We start from the raw sequence: 23627 nt of genomic DNA, 5'->3' as shown, positions 1-23627 counted from the left end.
ATACCTTCTAACCATGGCCAAGGCAGACTCCACCACCCCCCGCGAGCGCTACCGCACCCAGGTCCGCGCCGAGGTCATGGAACGCGCCTGGGAGCAGATCGCCACCGCCGGCGCCTCCGCACTCTCGCTCAACGCGATCGCCAAGCAGATGGGCATGAGCGGCCCGGCCCTCTACCGCTACTTCGCCAGCCGCGACGAGCTGATCACCGAACTCGTCCGCGAGGCCTACCGCAGCCTCGCCGACACCCTCGCCGCAGCCGCCGCCGAGGGCGCCGACCTGGCCGCCCTCGCCCGCACCCTGCGCGGCTGGGCCCTCGCCGACCCCCAGCGCTACCTCCTGGTCTACGGCACCCCGGTCCCGGGCTACGCGGCCCCCGAGGACACCACCGCCATCTCCCAGGAGATCGCCACCACCCTCCTGGACGCCTGCACCGCCGCCCTCCCCCCTGCCGCCCCCGCCTCCCCCCTCGGCACCCACCTCGCCGACCACCGCACCTGGGCCGCCGACCACCCCGCCCCACCCGAGGCCCTCGCCCTCTTCCTGACCTTCTGGACCCGCCTCCACGGCGTCCTGTCCCTCGAACTCGCCGGCCACTTCACCGGCATGCGGTTCGACCCCGAGGTCCTCTTCGACGCCGAACTCACCGCCCTGCTCCGCTGATTCAGCCCACCCGCCCCGGCCCCATCGGCCGGGCCCGCTCCAGCAGTTCACGCACCCGCATATTCCGGCCGTGCGGCCCGGTCGCAGCGATCATCGCCCTGAACCGGTCATCCGCCCGCCCCGACCGCACCTGCGAGTAGTCATCCAGGGCCAAGTGCCAGTTCCGGACGCCCTCTTCGAGCCGGCCGACTTCGACTTGCCACTCGGCAAGCATCGCCCGATGGCGAACCCGGGCCCGCCGATACACGGCAGGCCTGATCCGCTCCGAACGCTGCAGCGCCCTGATCGCGCCTTCCCGGTCACCCAGTTCGTGGTTCACCTGAGCCACGTGATAGGCGAGCGACGCGGGATCGTACGAGCCGTGGGCCTTGGCCCTGGACTCGGCCTGCTCCATCGCGGTTTCGGCCGCACGCAGCATCGCCAGCGCCCCGGCACGGTCGCCGGTCCGGGCGAGGGCATGCGCCTGCTGACCCGCCAGAAACGCACGCATCCGTGGCCCAGCCTGCGGAGACGCGCTCGACGCGGCTTCCGCGAGCCTCACCGCCTGCGAACCGTGACCGAGGTCGACGGCCTGCACGCTCATGCCCCGCAGCGTGGTGCAGTAGGTGAGATGATCTCCCGCTGCGAGCGCAAGTTCCAGCGCCTTGGTGTAGTAGTGCTGCCCGAGCGCGTCCAAGCGCTCGTCCACGGCCATGTATCCCGTGAGATAGAGATGATCGGCCGCCGCGGAGAGCATCGCCTTGCGCACTCCATCCGAGGCGGTGGCGCGAAGATACGGGACGATGTTGTTGACCATGAACGCGGCCGCCATCGGCCGTGCGGTCCGCCCGCCGAACTGGTCGTCAATCTCGCTGATCCGCTCCGTCATCGCCACGACGGACTCGACCTCGCCCATCCCGATCCTGCTGTGCGGATCGGCCCTCAGCCTTTCGAACCGGCCCACCACATCCGGCCACCCGGGAACGGCCAGCGCGACCGAGTAGAGGCCGGCCGCGAGGACGCCTCGGCGCGATGGATCCATATCAGCGCTCCCCAGACCAAGTAGCCCTTTCATCACGTCTACGGATTGCTCCTGCTCATCAGGCTGATCCACGAAACCGGCCTCGAATGCGGTGACAACCCTCCCGAGGCGCCGGCTCAGGACCTCCACGACCACTTGACGGTACTTCGCCATGGGACGGGTTCCGGCGAGCCAATGGGAGACGGCCGACTCGTCGTACCTGAGCCTGAACCCGGCTTCGGTTCCGACCCGATTGACCGACCGGGCGAACTCGCCGTTGCTTTTCCACCGGCACTCCATGAGCAAGTGTGCCAGCTTCTGATTCGCCGTCCGCCCACGCGCCATGCGCCTCGCCTCCCGGGTCGGGTTTCAAGGGTTTCAATCGGCAACGGGCCGCCAACCACACTCACAGCCAGTGCCCACATGTTGACTGTACGTCAGGCCGGCAAGCCCGGGTCGCCTCCCGGCGCAAGCGGCTACTGACACTGGTCCGACGCGGCTCACACCCCTCTTTTGCTCATGAACCGAAGGGTTTCCCCCATGCCCACCCACAGCTCATCGGTCGCCGTACTTCGCACTCCCATCGCCGTTCCTCGATCGAGACGATGGATCCAGGCCCAGGTGGCCGACTGGCGCGTCCACCTCGACGACTGCACCAAGGACGCCCTTGCAGTGATCACCTCGGAGCTCGTGGCCAATGCGGTCCAACACGGCACCGGAACGACCCTGACGGTCGGCCTGCACATCCACCCGGTTCGAAAGCGGCTGCTGATCGAGGTTCACGACGGCTCGGCCGACCTTCCGGCTGCTCGTTCCGCCACGCCGGACGAGGAGTCCGGCCGTGGCTTTTTCCTGGTCCAGCGCCTGGCCCTCAACCACGGCGTCGAACGGACCGGCCACGGCAAGAGGGTCTGGGCAGAGGTGGAACTCCCTGCCCAGCCGTTGACCCGACGCCAGGTGCTGACCCATCCCCATCGCTCACTCCGCGCCGCCGTCCGTCGGCTCTCCCGCCGCCGTGGCGCTCGGATACACCCGGCGCCGAGAACACCTCCCGCCGAGCCCCAGGCACCTCACACCAACCCCACAGCTTCCTGCCCCGAGCGCCGGAGCAGGAATGACCCCCTTCACGGGCGGTCGAACCCGGACCGCTGCAGGGCGGCCCCGGGGAATCCCACCTCGTTTCTCAAGGAGGCACTCATGAGCGAGCAACAGAACACGGACCCGGAGGACCGCGAAGTCGTGGTGGTGTTCACCGGGTCGTACGGCCTGTCTTGAAGAGTCGGCGGCTGCCGTCCTCCTGCTGGCCGCCCAGCGACTCGGTGTGACGTGGTGCCACGGCGTCGCCGCAGACCCCGTGCGGCTGCACGCGTGGGTGCAGACTGAGGCCGGCGCACCTGTCGGCGAGCCGGCATCGACGCTCGCCTACACACCCCTCCTCGTCATTGGAGCCCGCCATCAGCACCGGAACTGAGCCGATCATCTGGATTCGCGACAACACCTGCGGTCTCGGGCCGTATCGCGCCGACCTCGTCGAGACGTACTGGCGGTGGGAGCAGGATCCTGCCGTACTGGTCGGTTACGGGCGGCAACAGCCCGAATCCTTGGAAGCGCGTACCGAGGGGATGGCACGGCAACTCCGCGGCGACAACATCCGGTTCACCGTCTACGAGTTCGCGGGCGACGGCGCCGTGCCGGTCGGCGTCGCCACGCTGCTGCCGGATCCCGCCGTTCGCACGGCCGAGTACGTGGTGATGCTGGCCCCGGAGGCGCGGGGGCGGGGGCTGGGGACGGCGGCGACCCGGTTGGTGCTGGACTACGCGTTCCACATCACCGATCTTCGGATGGTCTGGCTGAAGGTGCTGGCGCCCAACAGCCCGGCCGTTCGAGCCTACGAGCAGGCCGGGTTCCGGACCGTCGGAGCGCTGCGGGAGGCCGGGTACTGGCTCGAGCGGATCTGCGACGAGGTGGTCATGGACGCCCTCGCCGCCGAGTTCACCGGGCCTTCGGCCGTGACGCCGCTGATGACCGAATAGAGTCGCGCGACACACCGTGGCGCGTGTCCTCGGCGCTCTTCGACTCCTCGGGTACGGCGCGGCCAGGCGAGTACCTTCTCCACGTGCTCGGCACCGTACTGGTGGCCGAGGCCCGGGTTGCCGATGCCCCGTTGGCGCGCCCAGCGGCGGTTGCCGTCCATGATCAGCCCGATGTGCCCGGGCAGTTCGCCGCCCTGGAGCCGCCGTCGGAGCCGCCAGGTGTACAGGGCGTAGCGCGGGTCGGTGAGGCGCACCGTCGGAGCCGTTCTTCGCCGCCGTCACGCTCCACATCGTCACCGCCGACTCCCCCGCCGGGACCTGACCCGCCACGGCCCGCGGTCAGTCGATTCCTTCGACGATGCGGAAGTCGCGCTCGAAGCCGTCGGGGAGGGCCACCAGCGCCTTCTGGTACGCCTCGCTCTCGTAGGCCGCGACGGCTTGTTCAAAGCTGTCGAACTCGATCAGAACGACACGTTGCGTGATCCCGGCTTCATGGGCGACGACTCGACCGTCCCGGGACAGCAGGCGTCCGCCCCCGGCCCGGACGGCCGGACCGGCCAGATTGTTGTAGGCGGTCAGCGTCCCAGGGTCGGAAATGGCGGGGTAGACGCTGACCCAGTAGCCCTTGGGCATGGAACCTCCGGTGTTGGGACGAGTGCATCCGACGTACGGGTTGGCCTTGGACGAGCGTCGGCGGACTGCGGCCGGCATGGTAGCGCGATCAAGCCGCTCCGGCCGTCAGGCCGTGGTGCGGTCGGGAAGCAGGCGGGCGCGCAGGAATGCGAGGACTTCGTCGCGGGCTCGCACGGTGGGGTGGCCCTCCTCGTCGACGAGGTGCGCGGTGAGCACGCTGTGGGGAGTCCGGACCAGGTCGCGGAAGAACGGCGGTGGTTCGGGGTTCGCGTACTCGCCGGGAAGGACGCGGCCGTCGAAGCGGTCGCCGAGCAGCTGCGCGTAGGCGGCGAAGCGTTGGCCGGTACACCATTTGTCGGTGTCGAAGCGCAGGCCGAGCGCGGTGAGCCCGTCGCGCTCGAACCGCTCGCGGATGGCGGCCTCGTCCTCGGCCGACAGCTCCAGGGCGGCCGGGTCGTCCAGTGGCAACGAGGGCTGGCCGAGGACCGGGGCGATGACGGCCGGTTCCAGCGTCATGCTCAGCGCGAAGTTGCCGGTGAAGCACATCCCCACCGCGCCGACGCCCGGTCCGCCGCACTCGTCGTGCGCGGTCCTGGCCAGCGCGCGCAGCCACACCGCCACCGGACTCGTGCCACCGCCCGCGAACGCCCTGAACTCCTCACTGACGCACGCCCGTTTGAGGATCGGCTCGGCGAGCTCGACGGTGGGATACGCCCCGTCGACACCGAAGAGCGAGGGCACGTAGACGGTGAACCCCGCATCGCGCACCCACCCGGCGAAGCGCACGACGTCGGGGCTGATACCCGGCATTTCAGGCATCACGACCACCGCAGGCCCGCTCCCGGCCACGTGGACGGTCTTCTCGCTCCCGGACAGCGAGAGCACGCGTTTCACGAAGCCGTCCAGCTCGGCGCCACCGTCGACACCCATGATCTGCGCCCCCACTATGCGATCGACCGGTCGTCATTATTGCGGCACACTATACGACCGATCGATCGCTTACCATGGGCGCATGGCCCCCGACACCCCCGACTCCGCTGCGGACTCCCCCGCGCCGCGCGCCGACGGCCGCCGCGCCCGCGGCGACCGGACACGGCACGAAGTCGCCCGGCAGGCGGCCATGTCCGCGACCGTGCACGGGCTGGACGCCATCACCGTCGGCGCGCTCGCCGCCCGGACCGGGCACAGCAAAAGCGGCATCCTCACGGTCTTCCCCAACCGGGAAGCCATCCAGATCGCCGCCGTCGCCGAGGCCCGCACCCTGTACCTGCGGCACGTCGTCGAGCCGTCGTGGCCCGCCGCCCCGGGGCGGCCCCGGCTCTGCGCCCTGCTCGACAACTGGGTCGCCTACCTGCGCGACGACGTCTTCCCCGGCGGGTGCTTCATCACCACGACCTCGGTCGAATACGGCCGTCGCAAAGGCCCCGTCGCCGACGCGGTCCGCGACCTCGTCCGCGAGTGGCTGCACCTGCTGGAGTCCGAACTGTCCGCCGCCGGCAGCCGCCTCCCGGCCGACGACGCCTTCCGCATCGACGCCTACCTGCGCGCCGCCAACACCCGCTACCAACTCTTCGGCGACGTTAACGATTTGGACCGCGCCAAGCGCCTGTCCCTGGACGTTTTCAGCGCCTGACGCCGACGCCCGAAGGCGCCATCTCCGGCAACGAGCGGATCGTCGGTCCGACGCAGGACCCACGAGCCGAGTACGACGTCCGGCGCGGCCGCGTTCGCCACCGGCCCTGGAGCTGCGGCTCGGCCTTACCCGCGACGAGGCCGAGCCCGCTTCCACCACCCGCGCCGGCCGCGGCCCCGACGGCGCCAATCACCCTAGCCCCTGCGGCGCGGGCGAGTTGGACGAGGAGGCTGCCCACCCCACCGGCCGCGGCCTCCACCAGGACCCACTCCCCGGGCCGGCCGCCGGATCCGGGACCTCCCCCACCACCAGTTCCTCCGGCCCTCCGAAGCGGTGTACCTGTACGGCGCGCATGGTGCCTGCCCCTTGTCGGTGTGTCAGACACCCCGAGCCTGCGGGATCAACCCCGCTTGAGGTCAAGCGATCGCGCGGCCGCCCGCCGGGAGCCCATGACCCCGACGGGCGTCTCGGTTACGCTCGTCAAGGCCAAGATCGAACGAAGAGGGGGACCGCCATGCCGTACAGCGCCGGCGCGAACGTGAGGTTGACCCGGGAAGTTCAGGTCACCGCGGGCGGCTCGGCCGCCGGGGCCGGTTCCCCGGGCGCGCTGTTCCTGGCCGAGGGCCTGGTCGGCATCGTCACGGGCGTCGCGAACGGAGGCGGAGGTGCGACCCAGGCAGCACTCGCGGAGTTCGACCAGCAGGTCCGCGGCAGCCAGTTCACGGGCTTCACGGCCCACGTGGTCGACGGCCTCCGTCAGCAGATCATCCGGCAGGGTGCGTTCGACACCGGAGCCGGCGCCCGGCCCCGGTACCGGGTGCGCTTCGAGAACGGGTTCGTCCTCGACGGCCTCGACGAGGACTGTCTGACCGCGATCTGAGGACCGGGCCCTCACCCGGCGGCGGATCAGCCCGGGTAGGCGATCGAGCCCAGCGGCGGGCAGGGGGCGAGCGTGGTGTCGGCGCCGGGCCGTTCGACGAAGGCCCGGGCCTCGGCGGCCCGCTGCCGCTGGGTGTCCAGGACGTCTGCGTGCCAGGCGTCGCGCCTGGCGTGGCCGTAGTCCCAGGTGTCGTCGATCAGGCTGAGGCTGGTGTTGCCGGCGCTGCGCTGGAACTCCGCCTTGATGGCCGCCTGCTGGAGTGCGGTCTGGGTGGCCGCGAGTTCGATGCGGGTGATCAGGACGCCGAGGGTGTTCGGTTCGCGGGTCGGCATGGGGGCCTGCGGGAGCAGGGACACCCCGCTGTCGTAGCGGCCTATGTTGTCGACGGTCGCCTGCTGGGCGTCCCTGATCGCGATGTGGATCTCCCGGTGCAGCCAGAGGAACTCGTCGAGGTCGGCCTGGGTGACGCGGATCCGCCGGTACAGGGCCTGGAACCGGGGATCCCGGTGCAGCGGGCGCATGAGCGGCAGATGGAGCGCCACGCAGTCGTTGTAGCCGCCCGACACCGCGGCCTCCAGGTGGAGCAGGGTCAGCTCCGCGTCCCCCTGCGCACACGCCAGCCCGCCGAGGCTCGCCCGGCCCGCGGCCGCGAGCCACATGCCTTCGGGGCCGAGCGCCGTGGCGCGCGCGACGAGGTCGTGGAAGCCCCTGGTGCCGACCGCGGCGGGCCCCTTGGTCAGGAACTCCACCAGCACCTCGTGAAGGCGGGCGGCCAGTGAGTTGACGGTGTCGGCCATGGATCTCCTCGGACCTCGGCGGGGAAGAGTTGACGGGGGACGTCGAGTCTGCGGTGGCCCCCGTGGACAGGACGGGCGGGCGGGGTTCGGCGGTTCCTGTGGTGTGCCCGGCAACGCGGTCGGAGCCTAGGCCGGCCCGGAGCCCGTCGCCCGGTCGTCGGGCAACCGCCCGGCGAGCGGCCTCAGGTAGCGGTCCCAGAGGTGCGCCTTGTCGTACGGGCCGTCGCCGTCCGCGTCACGCTGCGGCTCGTCGAACCGGACCCAGTAGGCCAGTTCGCCGGGGCGGGCCGACGCATGGCGCACCGGTTCCGGGGGGCTCGGGACGTACTGGACCGTCCCGTCGAACTCCCCCTGCCACGGGCCGTCCCACTCCGGGTCCTGGACCACCCTGACCCGGGTGCCTTCAGGAAGGATCGAGTGGCTCATCAAAACGGTCCTTGAACTTGTAGTCCTGGGCCTCGAAGGTCCGCCTGTTGTACACGTAGTGGACCTCCACGCCGTCGACGGTCTGCTCCATCTTCACCCAGCCGTCCTCGGCGGGCCAGCGCGGGTCCTTCATGACGGTCGGGAGCTGGTTGCCGTACTGGGGGTACTCCTTCACCAGGTCCATCGCCCGCTGCTCGTTGCCGCTGCCGGCCGAGGTCCGGCCGGTGGACGCGCTGGCGTCGCTGAGGGCCGTCTCCATGCCCTCTCCGAAACGGCGCACGCCGTCGGTCGCCGTGTAGGCGCCGCCCACCACGGCGGTGGTGCTCAACGCGATGGCGGGCGCCCCCGCGAGGCAGCCCACGCCGGTGAGGCACACCGCACCGCCGGCGAAGTCACCGGCGGCGCCGGCCTGCACCATGACGATGCCGAGCGCGGTCTCACCGGCGCCGATCCAGACGTCGGGGTTGGTCACCACGGACACGGTGTAGTTGGCCGCGGTCCGCAGCGGGTCCTCCAGCCAGTCGGGCAGCCAGGAGTCGTCGGAGCCCTGGTCCTGGGCGGCGTTGTCCTTGCGCCACTGCTCGACGATCTTCTGCCACTGGGCTTCCTTCGCCGCCTGCTTGGCCACGGTCGCGGCGAAGGCGTCCTTGGCGGCGACGTCCGCGGCGGCGGAGTTCTGCCCGGCGGCGAGGGCGGAGGCCTTCGCCTGCTCCGAGGCCGTCCGGGCCTCCGAGGCCGAGCCCTGGGCGGCGTTCGCGGAGAGCTGCGCGCGCGTGGCGGAGACGACCGCCCGGGTGGCGGCGCGGTTGGCGTCGGCGCTCGCCTGGCGGGCGGTGCGGGCCGACTGCGCCGCGCGGGCTGCCGAGTCGTCGGCCGCCTTGGCGGAGCCGGCCGCCTGCTTCGCGAACCCCTCGGCGGCGTCGGCGGACCTCTGCGCCTGGTCGGCGTAGTTGGCGGCCTCGGCGGCGGCCTGCCGGGCGAGCGCCGCGGTCCGGCCCGCGAGTGCGGCGTTCTGCTGGGCGAGGGCGGCCACCCGGTCGGCTCCGGCGATCAGGTTCTGGATCTGGGCGACGTGGGCGGTGGTCAGGTCGTCGCGGCGCTGTGCCCGGTACTGGCCGACCCGGACGAAGGCGCGCAGGTCGGCGGCCGGTCCGGCGAGCGCCACCTCGGAGGCGAGCTTGACCTCGGGGCCTCCGGCCTCGGCGAGCTGGGCGGCGCGAACGCGGTCGTCGGCCTCCTGCGCCGTGTACTGGGTGGTGGTCAGGAAGGTGACCAGAGCACCGACCGTGCCCGCGTTGAGGGCGGTGTTCGCCGCGTCCTTGACGCCGCGGCCGCCCGCTTCGGCGATCCTCGCGATCTGGACCCGGTAGTCGGCCGCGGCCGCCTGGTCCTTCCCGGTCTCCAGGAACGCGTGGACACCGGCGCTGTCGCCCTTCAGGGCGTCCAGCGCGGCCGTCCGCAGCGCCGTGACCCGCGTGTCGTAGGCGAGGTGGAACAGGTGGGCCCGTTCGTCCCGGGCGGCGGAGGCCTGCCAGCCGGTGCGGACGTAGTCGATCACGTCCTGCGGGGAGCCGGCGAGTGCGGTCTGGGCGGCGTCACGGCTCCAGGGGCCCCGGATCTTCATCGCGGTGAGGGCCATCCGGCGGCCGTCGGCGACCACCACGGCGGTGTCGGTGCCGGGCTGCGACGCTTCGGCGGCGAGGCGGGTGGCCTCCGTCGCGAGCTTCCCGGCCTCGTCGGCGGCCCGGGCGGTGCCGGCCTTGGCGAGGTCGTCGGTGGCGCGCAGGTCCCGGGCCTGTTCGACGGCCGCGGTGGTGCGGGCGGTGACCTCCTCCTGCTCGCTGCGGCGGGCCAGGGCCTCCACGGTCTTCGCCTGGGCGACCGCCGCCGAGGAGGCGTCGGCGGCCTGCTGGGCGGCGGCGGCGTGGGCCGTGGACTGCTGCGCGGCCTGGGCGGCCTCGCCGGCGTGGGCGGCCGCGTTGTCGGCGGCGGTCGCGGCGTTGTTCGCGTGGCCGGCCGCCGCGTAGGCCGCGTCGTGGGCCTGGGTGGCGGCGGTGGCCGACTCGTTGGCGAGCGCCGAGGCGGCGTTCGCGGAGCGGGTCGCCTCGCGGGCGTTGCGACGGGCGGTGTCGGCGGCCTGCTTGGCCTCCGCCGACGACGCGGAGGACTGGCCGGCGAGCGAACCCGCCTGCTCGGCCGCGGCGGCCGCCGCCTCCATGTTGCTGCTCGCGCTCTGGGCGGCCTTGGCCGCCTGGCCGGCGGCCGCGGCGGCCGTGCCCGCCTGGGCCGCGGCGTCCGCGACGTCGCAGGCCAGCTTCGCCGCGGTCCGGGCGGCCTCGGCCGCCTTGCGGGCGGCCTCGCCCTGGTGGACGTCGGTGGCGGCGAGCGCGGCCGCGTTGCGGGCGTCGGTCGCCGCCCGCGCGGCTCCGGAGGCGGCGTTCGCGGCCTGGGAGGCGGCGTTCGCCGCGAGGCGGGCGGCGTTGTTCGCCGCCCGGGAGGCGGAGATCGCGGCCTTCGCGGCGTCGGCCGCCCGGCGGCTCGCGTCGGCCGCGCGGGCCGCCGCGGCGGCGGCCCTGATCGAGTCACCCTGGGCCGCGGCGGTCTCGGCGGCGGCGGTCTCGGCCGCCTCCTTCGCCAGCCGGGCGGCCGAAACCGCGCGCTCGGAGGCGTCCTTGGCCGCCTCGGTCTCGCGGGACGCCTGCGCGCCGGCCTCCTTGGCCTGCTTCGCGAGCTGCTCGATGCCGGCGTGCTCCTCGTCCCGGGCCCGGGCGATGAACTGGCCGACGGACAGGAACTCCCGGACGTCCTCGATGGAGCCGTTGAGGGCGAGCGACGCGGCCTGCCGGGTGGCCGGACCGCCGACCGCCTCCAGCTGCGCGACGCGTACGCGGTCGTCCGCGTCCCGCTGGACGAACTGGTCCTTCGTCAGGAACCGCCGTACGTCGTCGATGGTCCCGTTCAGGGCGGCGTTGCCGGCGCCCTGGACCCCCCGCCCGCCGGCTTCCACGGACTTGGCGGCCAGCACCCGGAGGTCCTGCTCCAGGGGCGTCTTCCAGCCCGTCGCCACGAAGGCGTCCAGCTCCTGCGGCGTGCCCGCGAGCGCGCGCTCCGCCGCCTGGCGCAGACCGCGGCCCCCGACCGCGACGAGCTGCAGCGCCGTCTGCCGCGCGTCCTTGCCCGCGGCGACCGCGCGATCGGTGCTCAGGAAGGCCTGGATCCGGGCGTCGTCACCGGTCAGGGCCTCCTCTGCCACGGCCCGCACGGCGGGGCCGCCGGCCCACCAGGCCGCCACGACCTTCCCCCGGTCCGACAGCGGCGGCGCCGGCAGCTCGTCCGCCGTGCTGGGCACGGCCGCGACCAGTGGACCGAGCATCACCAGCGGCAGCAGTCCCCGGTACAGGGCGCATCGGGCCCGACGGCCCCGACGTTGTGGATGTCTCCGTTCCGAACCCACTGGTCCCCCCATCGCATTCGATTCATTTCGCTTCGGGCCCGCGGACATCCGCCGACAACCGTCCGGCGGGAATCACTTCTCCGCGGACGGATCCTTCTCGGGGTTCCGGGCCGGGCCGCCGCTCGTACGCGAGCCGTCAGAGCATAGTCCGCCGACGCCCGAATTTCCGATGACAATCCTCCACCGATTTCGGACCGCCGACGGCGGACTGGCGCATCCGGCACACCCGGTGACCGGTTTTGGCGGGCGAAACCCGACCCAAAACGGATGGTCCGCCAGTCTGCGGACCAATGGCCCGAATTCTTGGCGCAGGTGGGAATCCATGTATAACGAACCAAGCAGTCCATTCACTGACATGGCCGGCCGATCGGGAATTCACCGGACAAGTCGCCCACTTGTCGAGCAAACGATCCATTTCCCTCCTTGTGCCGGACCGACAGCGCTGAAATGATCAGCCGGGGCGCGCACCGGCACCGGTGTCGGCCCGCACAGCAGAGCGGCAAGGGGGAGCAGCATGCTGGAGGTGCTCATGAGGTCTGCCGCGATACGCCGGACCACAGCAGGCCGGACGGCCGACGAATCCGTCGGTGCCGCAGCGCAGGGCCGTCGCACCGGCCGGAGCGCGCGGGCGTCCGGATCCCCGCATCATTCGGCCTGAGCACCCGGGGCCACGCTTTCTCAGATTCACGCCCCAGGGGGGGTGAACCCGCTCTTGCAGCGGTGATTCCACCGCGCTCCGCCGGCATTTCTCCGGCATTCCTTGGAGCGCGGTGCGTTCAGCACAATTCACCCTTCGGCATGCCGTCAGCCGTTTCCTCGGCTCGACCCGGCAGAATGCGGCCTGTTCGGTCCTGCACGGCCGCCGCCATGACCTCGATGACATCCACCGACGGAAACAGGGGATTCCTGACACATGTTCCACCGACGACAACTCATGGGTCTGCTGGCCGCGGTCGGCACGACCGTCGCCGTTCTGCAGGGCTTCCCCACCGCCGCGGTGGCGGCGGGCGCCGCGAACACCGGGGCGCCGAGCGCCGCCGAGGACGGCGCCTATCCCGGCGCCGCGCAGATCCTGGCGGAGACCGGCGCCACCGTGGTCCGCGGCGACGGACGCATCACGGTGACGGACTGCGCGAACCCCTACCAGATCAAGGTGTGGGCCCGTACGGTCACCTTGCACGACAACTGGCTCTGCTTCGCCGCGACCGGCGCCTCGGGCTACCTCGCGGTGAACATCCCCGATGCCTACCGGGTGCAGACCGTGGACCGCGACGTGAAGGCCAGCCTGTCCACCAACGGCCAGGCCCAGAGCATCGACGTCCCCCGGAACACCGCCAAGGGGTTCGGCGAGGCGTCCCCGGCCTCGGGGCTGTCCACGCTCCTCGAACTCCGGGTCACCGGCTCCAGCGCCGCCCCCGCGACGGGACAGCCCGCCGACCCCGCCACCGCGTTCACCGCCCACCTCGCCGTCGGCGACCAGGGCCGCACCTGCACGGGTGCGCTGGTCGACCCGCGCTGGGTCCTCACCGCGAAGTCCTGCTTCGCCGACGACCCCGCGAACCCCGGCACGGTCACCGCCGGCGCGCCCCGGCAGACCACCACCGCCACCGTGGGCCGTGCCGACCTCGCCGCCACCGGCGGACAGCAGACCACGATCACCGAACTGGTCCCCCATCAGGACCGCGACCTGGTCATGGCCCGGCTGGACATCCCGGTCTTCGACATCGCACCCGTCGCGCTCTCCACCGCGGCGCCCGCCGAGGGCAGCACACTGACCACGGCCGGCTTCGGCCGCACCGCCACCGCCTGGACCCCCGGCAGGCTCCACACCTCCGCCGTGACGGCGGGCCCCGCCGCGACCGGCGGTCTCGATCTCACCCCCACCGCGCCGGGCCTGATCTGCAAGGGCGACGCGGGCGGGCCGGTCTGGCGCACCGAGAACGCCAAGCCCGTCCTCACCGGCGTCATCTCCCGCTCCTGGCAGGGCGGCTGCCTCGGCACCCCCGCCGCCGAGACCCGCACCGGCGCCTACGAGACGCGGGTGGACGACCTCGGTCCGTGGGTCACGGCCCTGCGGGACCGGCGTTCCGCCGCCGTCAACGAGGCCGGCACCGGCCGACTGCGCTTCACGGACTTCGACGGTGACGGCAGGCCCGACTACCTGACGGTCGAGGACGGCGGCGCCGTCAAGGTCTGGCTCAACCGCGGCGGAGACCCCGCCGGCGCGACCGGCTGGCAGGGCATCGGCCAGGTCGCCACCGGCGTCACCACCGACCGCTCCCGCGTCCGCCTCGCCGACTTCAACGGCGACGGCAAGGCCGACTACATCGTCGTCAACGCCGACGGCTCCGTGGACGTCTGGCTCAACCACGGCGGCGACCAGGTCACCCCCTGGGAGCCCGTCGGCCGCGTCGCCACCGGCGTCACCAACCGCCAGGACCAGGTCCGCTTCGCCGACTTCGACGGCGACGGCCGCGCCGACTACCTGGTCATCGAGGACAACGGCGCCGTCAAGGTCTGGCTCAACCGCGGCGGAGACCCCGCCGGCGCGACCGGCTGGCAGGGCATCGGCCAGGTCGCCACCGGCGTCACCACCGACCGCTCCCGCGTCCGCCTCGCCGACTTCAACGGCGACGGCAAGGCCGACTACATCGTCGTCTCCTACGACGGCTCGGTGAACGTCTGGCTCAACCACGGCGGCGACCAGGTCACCCCCTGGGAATCCGTCGGCCGCGTCGCCGCCGGTCTGACGACGGACAACAACTCCGTCTTCCTGACGGACTTCACCGGTGACGGCCGTGCCGACTACCTCTGGAACCCGGGCGACGGCAGCACCAGCGCGTACGCCAACAAGGGCGGAGACGGCCACGGCGGCTGGGACTTCCTCGGCCGGATCGCCTCCGGCGCCTGAACCGGGCGATCCGGGCCCGGGCGACCGCCGCGCACGGCTGCCGCCCGGGCCCGGGTCGCTCCCCCTCCCCCGTCCCCGGCTCCGCTTTCCTCCTCAGGACTGGACACCCATGAAGCGCACCTCCCTGATCGCCCTGGCCGCTCTCGCCGCCGTCATGACCTCCGGCGCGGTCCCCGCGGCGGCGTCGGCCCCGCTCCCGGCCTCGGCCTCGGCACCGACGCCGACGCCGCGCCCGGTCAAGGTCATGCCGCTCGGCGACTCGATCACCGACGGCGCGGGCAGTTCCACCGGCGCGGGCTACCGCGCACCCCTGTGGGACCTGACCGCCCAGCAGTCCCCCTACACCGTCGACCTGGTCGGCACCTCCTCTTCCGGCGCCGCCGGCGACCCCGACCACGAAGGGCACAGCGGCTTCCGGATCGCTCAGATCCGCGCGGACATCGACCGCTGGCTCGCCGCCGCCGATCCCGACGTCGTCCTCCTGCACCTCGGGATCAACGATCTGAAGTGGGACCCGAACGCCGACCCGGTGCAGGCCGCCGGGCGGCTGTCCGAGCTGGTCGACCGCATCTTCGCCGACAAGCCGGGCGTGACCGTCATCGTGCAGGGCCTGCTGACCGCCACCCCCGGCCTGGAGCAGAAGACCGCCCTGTTCAACCACGAGTTCACCGCGCTCCAGAGCCGGATCCCGGCCGACGGTTCCGTGGTCCGGCACCTCCGGTACGTGGAGCCCGCGAACCTGGACGCCTCGGCCGACCTCCCTGACCGGCTGCACCCCAACGACAGCGGCTACCGCAAGATGGCCGAGGTCTTCCACCAGGCCCTGGACCGGGCCGTCGCCGACGGCTGGGTCTCCCGGCCCGCGGCTCCCCGGGCCGGCAACGAGGTCGGCGGCAGCGGACGCGTGCGATGGGCCGACTTCGACGGTGACGGCAGGCCCGACTACCTGACGGTCGAGGACGGCGGCGCCGTCAAGGTCTGGCTCAACCGCGGCGGAGACCCCGCCGGCGCGACCGGCTGGCAGGGCATCGGCCAGGTCGCCACCGGCGTCACCACCGACCGCAACCGCGTCCGCCTCGCCGACTTCAACGGCGACGGCAAGGCCGACTACATCGTCGTCAACGCCGACGGCTCCGTGAACGCCTGGCTCAACCACGGCGGCGACCAGGTCGCACCCTGGGAGCCCGTCGGCCGCGTCGCCACCGGCGTCACCAACCGCCAGGACCAGGTCCGCTTCGCCGACTTCGACGGCGACGGCCGCGCCGACTACCTGGTCATCGAGGACAACGGCGCCGTCAAGGTCTGGCTCAACCGCGGCGGAGACCCCGCCGGCGCGACCGGCTGGTACGGCATCGGCCAGGTCGCCACCGGCGTCACCACCGACCGCAACCGCGTCCGCCTCGCCGACCTCGACGGCGACGGCAAGGCCGACTACCTCCTGATCAACGCCGACGGCTCCGTACACACCTGGCTCAACCGCGGCGGCGACGGCCACGGCGGCTGGCTCCCCGTCGGCCAGGTCGCCACCGGCGTCACCGACCGGCAGGAGCAGGTCGCGTTCGCGGACTTCGACGGCGACGCCCATGCCGACTACCTCCGGACGGACACCGGCGGCGCCGTCACCGGCTACGCCTACCGCGGGGGCGACAGCGGCGCCGGCTGGGCCAACCTCGGGCAGATCGCCGGCGGCGCCTAGGGTGCTCCGAGGGTCGGCCCGGCGAAGCCCGGCTACACCGCCGCCGGGCCCGGGACGAGGACGGCGCGCAGGTCCGCCACCGTGCTGCGCCAGGCGGCGGCGTCCTCCGACTCGTCCCAGAGCTCGGCGAGTTCGGACTCGTCCGCGAGGACGCGGTCGAGGGCCTCGGCGGCGAGGGGCCGGAGGTCGGCGGAGAAGACCGGGAGGGGCTGCTCGGGGCCGTAGCTGGTGGTGACCGGCTCCCCGCCGGGGCACTGGGCGGCGATCAGGGCGGCCGCGGCCACGGCCTTGGTCGCCTCGTAGGAGTCGAGGTAGTCGTCGGCCGCCGTGTCGACCACGTCGGTCAGGACACGGCGGATCACGGCCTCACGCTCGGCCGGGGCCGTCTCGTCCAACGCACCGGAGAAGTCCGCGGCGTTGTCGTTGTCGAAGTGGCCGATGTCCCAGGTACCCATGGTGCTCTCCTTCTGATTGGTTCACGGGAAGCCTCGCATCGACCACTGACAATCGGCCACCGCCGACCGACCGGTCAGCCCGTCAGCCCGTCAGCCCGTCAGCCGCCGGCGGCCTCCGCGATCCGGGCCTCCAGGGCGGCCGCCAGCGACTCGACGGCGGCCGGGCCGAAGGCGTGCTCGTTGTAGCGGAGCCAGCAGACCAGCGAGCCGTCGGGCTGTTCGGTGGCCGCGAGCTCGGGGACGTGGCGGTCGCCGCCGGGGAGCGGGTAGGGGACGGTGGCGCTGCGCGGCACCTCCCAGGCCGTGCAGGCGAGGCCCGGGAGCTGCGCGGGGGCGTTCCAGCTCTCGTAGCGGAGCCAGGCGGCGAACGGCACCATCGGGCTGAACTCCGCGAAGGGGTACAGCTGGTGGTCCAGGGCCGCGGTGGCGGTGTCGCGGAGGCGGGCGAGGAGTTCGGCGAAGCCGGGGGCGCCGGAGGCGTCGACCCGCAGCAGCAGGGACTGCACGAAGCAGCCGACGGCCTGCTCGGCCTCGGGCGAGGTGCGGCCGGGGACGGGGGTCATCAGGACGAGGTCGTCCTGCCCGCTGCGCTCCGCCAGCAGCCCGAGCCACACGGTGGCGAGGGCCTGGAACGGGGTGGCCCCGGCCTCGGCGGCCCGCTCGCGCAGGGCGGTGGCCCGGCCGGCGGGGACCGCGATGCGGTGGGCGGCGCTGAGCACCGTCTCGGTGTCGGCGCGGCCGGGGAACGGGTGCACGGCCTCCGGCGCACCGGCGAGGGTGCGGGCGAAGTGGGCGCGGGAGACCGGCCAGTGGGCGTTGGCGCGGGTGACCAGCTCGCCGAGCGTCGGCATCGGGCGCGGCGGGGGTGCGGGGCGGCCGCGGCGCAGCGCCGAGTAGATGACGCCGAGGTCGCGCAGCAGCACACCGACCGACCAGCCGTCGCCGACGATGTGGTGGACGGCGAGCAGGACGGCGTGGTCGTCGGGGGCGCGGCTGACCACCGCCAGGCCGGTCATCGGGCCCTCGCCGACGTCGGTGAGCCGGTCCCGGACGGCGATCAGCCGGGCCGACACCTCGTCGTCGCTCTCGCCCGGGGCCTCGACCAGGATGGCCTCGACCTCCGGCTCGGCGTCGACCACGGCGCGCCGCACGCCCGGTGCGGCGCCGGGCACCGGCACGAACCGGGTGCGCAGTGCCGGGTGGCGGCGCACCGCCTCGTACAGCGCCTCGGTCAGCAGGTCGGGGCGCAGCGCCTCGGTGACGCGGAACATGACGGCGACGGAGCCGACGTTGCGGCCCTCGGCCTCGGCCATCCAGCGCAGGAAGTTCTCCTGCTGGGAGGTGAGCGGGATGTCGTGCGGCTGGGCGCGCAGCTCGCGCAGGAACGGGGAGAGCTCGGCGTCGTCGACCGGGGGCGGGGCGTCGGCGTTCCTCGGGGCGGCGGCGAGCCAGGCGGCCTGGGCGCGCAGCGAGGGGCGTTCGAAGACGAGGGCGGTGCCGGCGGTGACGCCGAACTCGGCGGAGACGGCGGCGGCGAGCTGGACGGCGCGGAAGGAGTCGCCGCCGAGGGCGAAGAACTCCTCCTCCACGGCCTCGACGGGCCGGCCGAGGATCCGGCGCCAGACGGCGGCGAGGGCGCGTTCGTGCTCGGTGGCGGGCGGGGTGCCGACGGCCGCCGGGGCCGGTTCCTCGAAGCGGGCGCGCAGGTGGTGCTTGACGACCTTGCCGCTGGGGTTGCGGGGCAGCTTGTCGGTGACCAGGATGCGGACCGGCAGTTCGGCGCGGCCGAGCCGTTCGGCGAGGAAGAGCCGCAGTTCGTCGAGGTCGAGGCCGTCGGCGGCGGGCACGACGGCGGCCACCGGCACGGCGCCCATGACGGGGTGCGGCAGGCCGAGCGCGGCGGCGTCGGCGACCCGCGGGTGGGCGTGCAGGACGTCCTCGATGCGCAGGGTGGAGACCTTGAGGGCGCCGGACTTAATGACGTCGCTCTCCCGGTCGACCAGGTACAGGTAGCCGTCGGCGTCGAGGCGGCCGAGGTCGCCCATCCGCACCCAGCCGTCCCGGAAGACGGCTGCCGAGGCGTCGGCGCCGGCGGTGTAGCCGCGCGGCGGGCCGGGCTGGCGCAGCCAGACCTCGCCGACGGCGCCCGGCTCGACGGGGCGGCCGTCCTCGCCGAGCAGCCGCAGGTCGCCGGGGTTGGCGGGGCGGCCGACCGAGCCGGGGCGGCGGGCGTCGACGACGGCGGATATCTGGGCGGGGGACGCCTCGGCGGAGGTGTAGGTGTTGACCAGGGCCGCGGTCGGCAGGGCCTCGCGCAGGGCGCCGGCCACGGGGGCGGGCAGCGCGGCGGCGGAGGAGCTGATGAGCAGGACGCTGCCGAGGTCGTGCCGGTCGGCGACGCCCGAGTTGAGCAGTTCGACGGCCATCGACGGCACCAGGAAGACGGTGCCGACGCGGTACTCGGCGACGGTCCGGCCGAACTCCTCGGCGTCGAAGCGGGGCAGGCAGATCGTGGCGGGCGCGGCGACCAGCGCGTTGACCAGGACGACCTGGGCGGCGTTGGTGCCGATCGGGAAGGCGTGCACCGCGTGCGCGGAGTGGGCGTAGGGGCGCGGGCGCGGGTCGAGCCGCTGGCCGGCGGTCAGGCTGGCGTGGGCGGCGTGCACGCCCTTGGGCGCGCCGGTGGTCCCGGAGGTGCCGATGACCTGGGCGAGGTCGCCGGGGGCGGGGCGGTGCGGCGGCTGCCCGTCGCCGGCACCGTCCGCCTCCAGGTCGGCGAGCCGCAGGGTGCGCAGGCCGGCGACGGAGGCGCGCTCGTCCTCGGCCGCGGGGGCGACGGCGAGGACGGCCCCGCTGTCGCCCGCCAGCCGCGCGGTGTCCTCGGCACCGAGGTCCTCGCGGGCGACGACGCCCGCCGCGCCCGCGTAGTGCGCGGCCAGGAAGGCCACCGCGTAGTCGTCCCAGGCCCGGTTGGGGAAGAGCAGCAGCACCCGCTCCCCCGGGCGGACGCCGGCCCGGGCGAGCCCGTGGGCGGCGCTGACGGCCCGTTCGCGCCACGTCCGGTAGTCGAGCGCGGGGCGGCCGGGTACGAGCAGCGCGGGCCGGTCGGGGTGCCGCCGGGCGCGGTCGTCGAGCAGGTCGGTCAGGGTGAGCGCGTCGGGCGGCGAACCGGCGGGGGCGGGAACGGCGCTGACGGTGGATCGGGTGCTGATGACGACTCCCGGAAGAGGCCAGGGCGGGTGCTGGTCCAGACCGTAGCGGCTCGGCGCGGTCGCCCGCCAGAGCCGTCCCACCACAACCGGAACCGGTCCCCCCGCCACCCGGCGCCGGGGTGGGGCCCGCGGTCGCCGGTCCCGGGGCACCCGGCGAGGCATTCGGAGCACCGGCGGCCCGGCCCGGCTTGCGGGCGGGCGGGGCCCGTCGGACGGTCGCCGCATGACAACCCCACGCGCGCGAAGCGCCTGCCTGGCCGCCACGGCCGCCCTGGCCTGCCTCCTCCTCGCCCCAGCGGCCTCGGCCGCTCCCGCCCCCGCCGCCGCGGTCCCCGCCGCCCTCCCCGCCCCCGCCGCGCCCGCACCGGCCGCCGCACCGCTGCCGGCCGCCTGCAACGAGGCCGGCACCCGGCAGCCCGGCGACATGCTGATGCAGGTCCGGGTCGACGGCGGGGGGAAGTACCAGGCGAGCTACCCCGGCTACACCATCACCCGGATCGAGGCCCGGACCCTGCTCGGCACCCCGAACTGCCTCACCATCCTCGACGGCGGCCCCGGCACGGACCACGTCACCCTGACCACCGCCCAACCGCTCGGCACCCTCGCGATCTACGCCAAGCGAAACTAGGGCGGGTCCGACCGTTCGCGTCGGATCAGCGTGCGGCGGGAATGGCCGGACCCGCCCCGACCGGGTCCGTAGCCCGCCCGGGCGGTCCCGCGGGTGTCGCACCGGTGGGTCGCCGCGGCCGGCGGCCGCCCGGCCTAGCGTGGGCCAGCCGCGGGCCGGTCCACCGGAGGGAGCAGCGATGCCGAGGCCGAACCACCGGGTCGCCCTCGCCCTGGTGCTCCTGCTCGCGTGGACGCTGGCCGCGTGCGGGAGCGGCGGGGGCTCCGGGGGCGGCGGGCCGGTCGTCCTCGACTGGTACAACTTCCCCGACGACTCGGGCGCGCTCCAGCAGGCCGCCGACACCTGCGGCCGCGACTCCGGCGGGCGCTGGTCCATCCGCTACAACAAGCTGCCCCGCACCTCCGACGGCCAGCGCCAGCAGCTGGTGCGCCGGCTGGCCGCGCACGACACCGGCGTGGACATCATGGGCCTGGACGTCACCTGGACGCCCGAGTTCGCCGAGGCCGGCTGGGTGCGCGAGTGGACCGGTCCGCTGCGCGAGCGGGCGAGCAAGGACACCCTCGCCGCCGCGCTGCGGACCGCCACCTGGAAGGACCGGCTGTACGCCGTCCCGTACAACTCCAACACCCAGCTGCTCTGGTACCGCGACGACCTGGTGCCCGACGCGCCCGCCACCTGGGACGAGATGCTGCAGGCCGCGCGGCGGCTCGCCGAGCAGGACAAGCCGCACTTCATCGAGGTGCAGGGCGCCCAGTACGAGGGCCTGACGGTCTGGTTCAACACCCTGGTCACCAGCGCGGGCGGCTCGATCCTCACCCCCGACGCGACGGCGCCCTCGCTCGGCGAGCCGGCCGTCACCGCCGCGCGGGTGATCCGGGAGCTCGCCACCTCCCCCGCCGCCGACCCCTCGCTGTCCAACCAGACGGAGGACCAGAACCGGCTGGCGATGGAGTCCGGCACCGCCGCCTTCGAGCTCAACTACCCCTTCGTCTATCCGTCGATGAAGGAGAACAAGCCCGAGCTGTTCCCCCACTTCCGCTGGGCGCCCTACCCCTCGGTCGTCCCCGGCCGGCCCGCGACGGTGACCATCGGCGGCATCGACCTCGCCGTCGGCGCCTACTCCCGGCACCCGGACGCCGCCCAGGAGGCCGTCCTGTGCCTGCGCAACCGCGACAACCAGCTGGCCAACGCGCTCAAGGGCGGCCTGCCGCCGTCGCTGCGCAGCCTGTACACCGCCGCCGAGCTCACCACGAACTACCCGTTCGCGGCGGACGTGCTGCGGGCCCTCGACTCGGCCTCGGTGCGGCCGCAGACGCCCGCCTACCAGAACGTCTCGATCGCCGTCGCGCACGCCCTCTCCCCACCCTCGGCCGTGGACCCGGAGCGCACCGTGGCCGACCTGTCCGGACAGATCAGGGACGCGCTCGGCTCGAAGGGGTTGATCCCATGACCGCGACCGGAACGAGGCCCCCGGCGGCGCGGGCCGCCCGGCCCTCCGAGGGCTCCCGGCAGGAGCGCCGGCTCGGCTGGCTGCTGTGCGCCCCCGCCGTGCTGGTGATGCTCCTGGTGACGGCCTATCCGGTCGGCTACGCCGTGTATCTCTCCTTCCAGCGCTACGACCTGCGCTTCCCGGACCGCTCCGCGTTCGTCGGCTTCGCCAACTACGGCGCCGTGCTGTCCTCCCCGTACTGGTGGCAGGCGCTCTGGGTGACGGTGCTGATCACCGTCGTCTCGGTGGCGGCCGAGCTGGTGCTGGGCCTGGCGCTGGCGCTGGTGATGCACCGGGCGGTGGTCGGGCGGGGCCTGGTCCGCACGGCGGTGCTCGTGCCGTACGGCATCGTCACCGTGGTGGCCGCCTACTCCTGGCAGTACGCCTGGACGCCCGCCACCGGGTACCTGGCGGCGCTGCTGCCGGAGGACAGCGCGCCGCTCACCGAGCACTGGCCGGCGATCGGCCTGATCGTGCTGGCCGAGGTCTGGAAGACCACCCCGTTCATGGCCCTGCTCCTGCTGGCGGGCCTGGCGCTGGTACCCGCCGAGACGGTGCGGGCCGCGATGGTCGACGGCGCCGGCTTCGGACAGCGCCTGCGGCTGGTGATCCTGCCGCTGATGAAGCCGGCCATCCTGGTGGCGCTGCTGTTCCGGACCCTGGACGCCTTCCGGATCTTCGACAACATCTACGTGCTGACCGGCGGCGCCAACGACACCGGTTCGGTGTCGATCCTCGGCTACGACAACCTCTTCACCGCGCTCAACCTGGGCATCGGCTCGGCGATCTCGGTGCTGGTGTTCCTCTGCGTGGCGGCGATCGCGCTGGTCTTCGTCAAGGTCTTCGGCGCAGCGGCGCCCGGCGGTTCGGCGGAGCACCGGTGACCGCCCGGCAGGCCCGGACCGGAGCGGGCTGGGGCGTGGTCAACCTGGTGGTGGTGCTGTACGCGCTGGTCCCGGTCTGGTGGATCGCCGCGCTGTCCTTCAAGGACCCGGCCACCCTCACCGACGGCAACTTCGTGCCGCGCAGCTGGACGCTGGAGAACTACCGCGGCATCTTCCGCACCTCGGAGTTCACCCGGGCCCTGGTCAACTCGATCGGCATCGCGGTGATCGCCACCACGATCGCGGTGCTGCTCGCCACCATGGCGGCGTACGCGGTGGCCCGGCTGCGCTTCCCCGGCAAGCGGCTGCTGATCGGGATGTCGCTGCTGATCGCGATGTTCCCGCCGATCTCGCTGGTCTCGCCGCTGTTCGAGATCGAGCGGGCGCTGGGGATCTTCGACACCTGGGCGGGGCTGATCATCCCCTACATGACCTTCTCGCTGCCGCTGGCGATCTACACCCTCTCGGCGTTCTTCCGGGAGATCCCGTGGGAGCTGGAGAAGGCCGCCAAGGTGGACGGCGCCACGCCCGCCCAGGCGTTCCGGCTGGTGATCGCCCCGCTGGCAGCGCCGGGCGTGTTCACCACCGCCATCCTGGTCTTCATCTTCTGCTGGAACGACTTCCTCTTCGCGATCTCGCTGACCTCCACGGACGCCGCGCGCACCGTGCCCGCCGCGATCGCCTTCTTCACCGGCAGCTCCCAGTTCCAGCAGCCGACCGGCTCGATCGCCGCCGCGGCCGTGGTGATCACGGTGCCGATCGTGCTGTTCGTGCTGTTCTTCCAACGCCGCATCGTGGCCGGCCTGACCGCCGGCGCAGTGAAGGGATGACGCGG

The 23627-nt window shown here is 73.4% G+C and carries 19 protein-coding genes and 2 pseudogenes; 12 read left to right on the top strand and 9 right to left on the bottom strand.

From position 1 onward, the window contains the following. Positions 1 to 13 precede the first annotated feature (13 nt). Complete coding sequence (locus ACFVFS_RS07285) at positions 14 to 661, top strand: TetR/AcrR family transcriptional regulator (protein ID WP_380621105.1); 648 nt, start codon at positions 14 to 16, stop codon at positions 659 to 661. 1 nt (position 662) lies between these two features. On the opposite strand, the gene ACFVFS_RS07280 is transcribed toward ACFVFS_RS07285, so the two are convergent. Further along, positions 663 to 2006: a tetratricopeptide repeat protein gene (locus ACFVFS_RS07280; protein WP_380621104.1), complete on the bottom strand. Its 1344-nt coding sequence runs from the start codon at positions 2004 to 2006 to the stop codon at positions 663 to 665. A gap of 174 nt (positions 2007 to 2180) precedes the next feature. Here ACFVFS_RS07280 and ACFVFS_RS07275 point away from each other — a divergent pair, with 174 nt between their 5' ends. The 3 genes and pseudogenes from ACFVFS_RS07275 (at position 2181) to ACFVFS_RS07265 (ending at position 3694) form a co-directional block, all read left to right on the top strand. Beyond that, on the top strand, positions 2181 to 2936 hold the full coding sequence (locus ACFVFS_RS07275; RefSeq protein ID WP_380621255.1) for an ATP-binding protein: 756 nt from the start codon (positions 2181 to 2183) through the stop codon (positions 2934 to 2936). A 1-nt stretch (position 2937) separates the two neighbouring features. After that, positions 2938 to 3132, top strand: a pseudogene (locus tag ACFVFS_RS07270) (lasso peptide biosynthesis B2 protein); the annotation flags it as partial. Beyond that, positions 3104 to 3694, top strand: a complete 591-nt coding sequence (locus tag ACFVFS_RS07265; RefSeq protein ID WP_380621102.1) for a GNAT family N-acetyltransferase — start codon at positions 3104 to 3106, stop codon at positions 3692 to 3694. The pseudogene ACFVFS_RS07270 and the gene ACFVFS_RS07265, both read left to right, overlap by 29 nt. A 65-nt stretch (positions 3695 to 3759) precedes the next feature. Here the strand turns inward: ACFVFS_RS07265 and ACFVFS_RS07260 are convergent. From ACFVFS_RS07260 to ACFVFS_RS07250, 3 genes and pseudogenes are all read right to left on the bottom strand, one after another. Beyond that, positions 3760 to 3855: pseudogene (locus tag ACFVFS_RS07260) on the bottom strand (undecaprenyl diphosphate synthase family protein); the annotation flags it as partial. Between the two features lie 178 nt (positions 3856 to 4033). Beyond that, positions 4034 to 4327 carry a DUF1330 domain-containing protein gene (locus ACFVFS_RS07255; protein WP_380621100.1) on the bottom strand — a complete coding sequence of 98 codons (294 nt, stop codon included), beginning with the start codon at positions 4325 to 4327 and terminating at the stop codon, positions 4034 to 4036. Positions 4328 to 4432: 105 nt separating this feature from the next. Beyond that, a complete protein-coding gene (locus tag ACFVFS_RS07250) occupies positions 4433 to 5257 on the bottom strand; it encodes a dienelactone hydrolase family protein (RefSeq protein ID WP_380621098.1) in 825 nt (274 codons plus the stop codon). A gap of 82 nt (positions 5258 to 5339) precedes the next feature. Here ACFVFS_RS07250 and ACFVFS_RS07245 point away from each other — a divergent pair, with 82 nt between their 5' ends. Both ACFVFS_RS07245 and ACFVFS_RS07240 read left to right on the top strand, forming a co-directional pair. Further along, positions 5340 to 5960 (top strand): TetR/AcrR family transcriptional regulator, encoded by a 621-nt coding sequence (locus tag ACFVFS_RS07245; protein ID WP_380621096.1) that lies wholly within the window; start codon positions 5340 to 5342, stop codon positions 5958 to 5960. Positions 5961 to 6474: 514 nt separating this feature from the next. After that, positions 6475 to 6840 (top strand): hypothetical protein, encoded by a 366-nt coding sequence (locus tag ACFVFS_RS07240; protein ID WP_380621094.1) that lies wholly within the window; start codon positions 6475 to 6477, stop codon positions 6838 to 6840. A gap of 26 nt (positions 6841 to 6866) precedes the next feature. On the opposite strand, the gene ACFVFS_RS07235 is transcribed toward ACFVFS_RS07240, so the two are convergent. The 3 genes from ACFVFS_RS07235 to ACFVFS_RS07225 all read right to left on the bottom strand — a co-directional run bounded on the left by ACFVFS_RS07235 (position 6867) and on the right by ACFVFS_RS07225 (position 11436). Next, positions 6867 to 7637 (bottom strand): hypothetical protein, encoded by a 771-nt coding sequence (locus ACFVFS_RS07235; RefSeq protein ID WP_380621092.1) that lies wholly within the window; start codon positions 7635 to 7637, stop codon positions 6867 to 6869. Positions 7638 to 7763: 126 nt separating this feature from the next. Further along, complete coding sequence (locus ACFVFS_RS07230) at positions 7764 to 8063, bottom strand: ferrous iron transport protein A (RefSeq protein ID WP_380621090.1); 300 nt, start codon at positions 8061 to 8063, stop codon at positions 7764 to 7766. After that, positions 8041 to 11436, bottom strand: a complete 3396-nt coding sequence (locus ACFVFS_RS07225) for an ALF repeat-containing protein (protein WP_380621253.1) — start codon at positions 11434 to 11436, stop codon at positions 8041 to 8043. The genes ACFVFS_RS07230 and ACFVFS_RS07225 overlap by 23 nt, the downstream gene beginning before the upstream one ends. A gap of 994 nt (positions 11437 to 12430) precedes the next feature. Here ACFVFS_RS07225 and ACFVFS_RS07220 point away from each other — a divergent pair. Then, positions 12431 to 14428 (top strand): FG-GAP-like repeat-containing protein, encoded by a 1998-nt coding sequence (locus ACFVFS_RS07220; RefSeq protein WP_380621088.1) that lies wholly within the window; start codon positions 12431 to 12433, stop codon positions 14426 to 14428. Positions 14429 to 14537: 109 nt separating this feature from the next. Next, positions 14538 to 16124 (top strand): FG-GAP-like repeat-containing protein, encoded by a 1587-nt coding sequence (locus ACFVFS_RS07215; protein ID WP_380621086.1) that lies wholly within the window; start codon positions 14538 to 14540, stop codon positions 16122 to 16124. A gap of 32 nt (positions 16125 to 16156) precedes the next feature. Here ACFVFS_RS07215 and ACFVFS_RS07210 read toward each other — a convergent pair whose 3' ends face one another. Beyond that, positions 16157 to 16579 carry a DUF4259 domain-containing protein gene (locus ACFVFS_RS07210; protein ID WP_380621084.1) on the bottom strand — a complete coding sequence of 141 codons (423 nt, stop codon included), beginning with the start codon at positions 16577 to 16579 and terminating at the stop codon, positions 16157 to 16159. A gap of 98 nt (positions 16580 to 16677) precedes the next feature. After that, entirely contained in the window at positions 16678 to 19875 is a 3198-nt protein-coding gene (locus tag ACFVFS_RS07205; RefSeq protein WP_380621082.1) for an AMP-binding protein, read from the bottom strand. A gap of 139 nt (positions 19876 to 20014) precedes the next feature. On the opposite strand from ACFVFS_RS07205, the gene ACFVFS_RS07200 reads away from it, so the two are divergent. The 4 genes from ACFVFS_RS07200 (at position 20015) to ACFVFS_RS07185 (ending at position 23622) form a co-directional block, all read left to right on the top strand. Then, entirely contained in the window at positions 20015 to 20419 is a 405-nt protein-coding gene (locus tag ACFVFS_RS07200) for a hypothetical protein (RefSeq protein WP_380621080.1), read from the top strand. Positions 20420 to 20597: 178 nt separating this feature from the next. Then, positions 20598 to 21869: an ABC transporter substrate-binding protein gene (locus tag ACFVFS_RS07195; protein ID WP_380621078.1), complete on the top strand. Its 1272-nt coding sequence runs from the start codon at positions 20598 to 20600 to the stop codon at positions 21867 to 21869. Then, positions 21866 to 22792: a carbohydrate ABC transporter permease gene (locus tag ACFVFS_RS07190; protein WP_380621076.1), complete on the top strand. Its 927-nt coding sequence runs from the start codon at positions 21866 to 21868 to the stop codon at positions 22790 to 22792. Before ACFVFS_RS07195 ends, ACFVFS_RS07190 begins: the two co-directional genes overlap by 4 nt. Continuing rightward, a complete protein-coding gene (locus tag ACFVFS_RS07185) occupies positions 22789 to 23622 on the top strand; it encodes a carbohydrate ABC transporter permease (RefSeq protein ID WP_380621074.1) in 834 nt (277 codons plus the stop codon). The genes ACFVFS_RS07190 and ACFVFS_RS07185 overlap by 4 nt, the downstream gene beginning before the upstream one ends. Positions 23623 to 23627 lie beyond the last annotated feature (5 nt).

Source organism: Kitasatospora sp. NPDC057692, from assembly GCF_042799475.1.
Classification (GTDB): domain Bacteria; phylum Actinomycetota; class Actinomycetes; order Streptomycetales; family Streptomycetaceae; genus Kitasatospora.
This window is presented reverse-complemented; position numbering and strand designations above follow the sequence as displayed.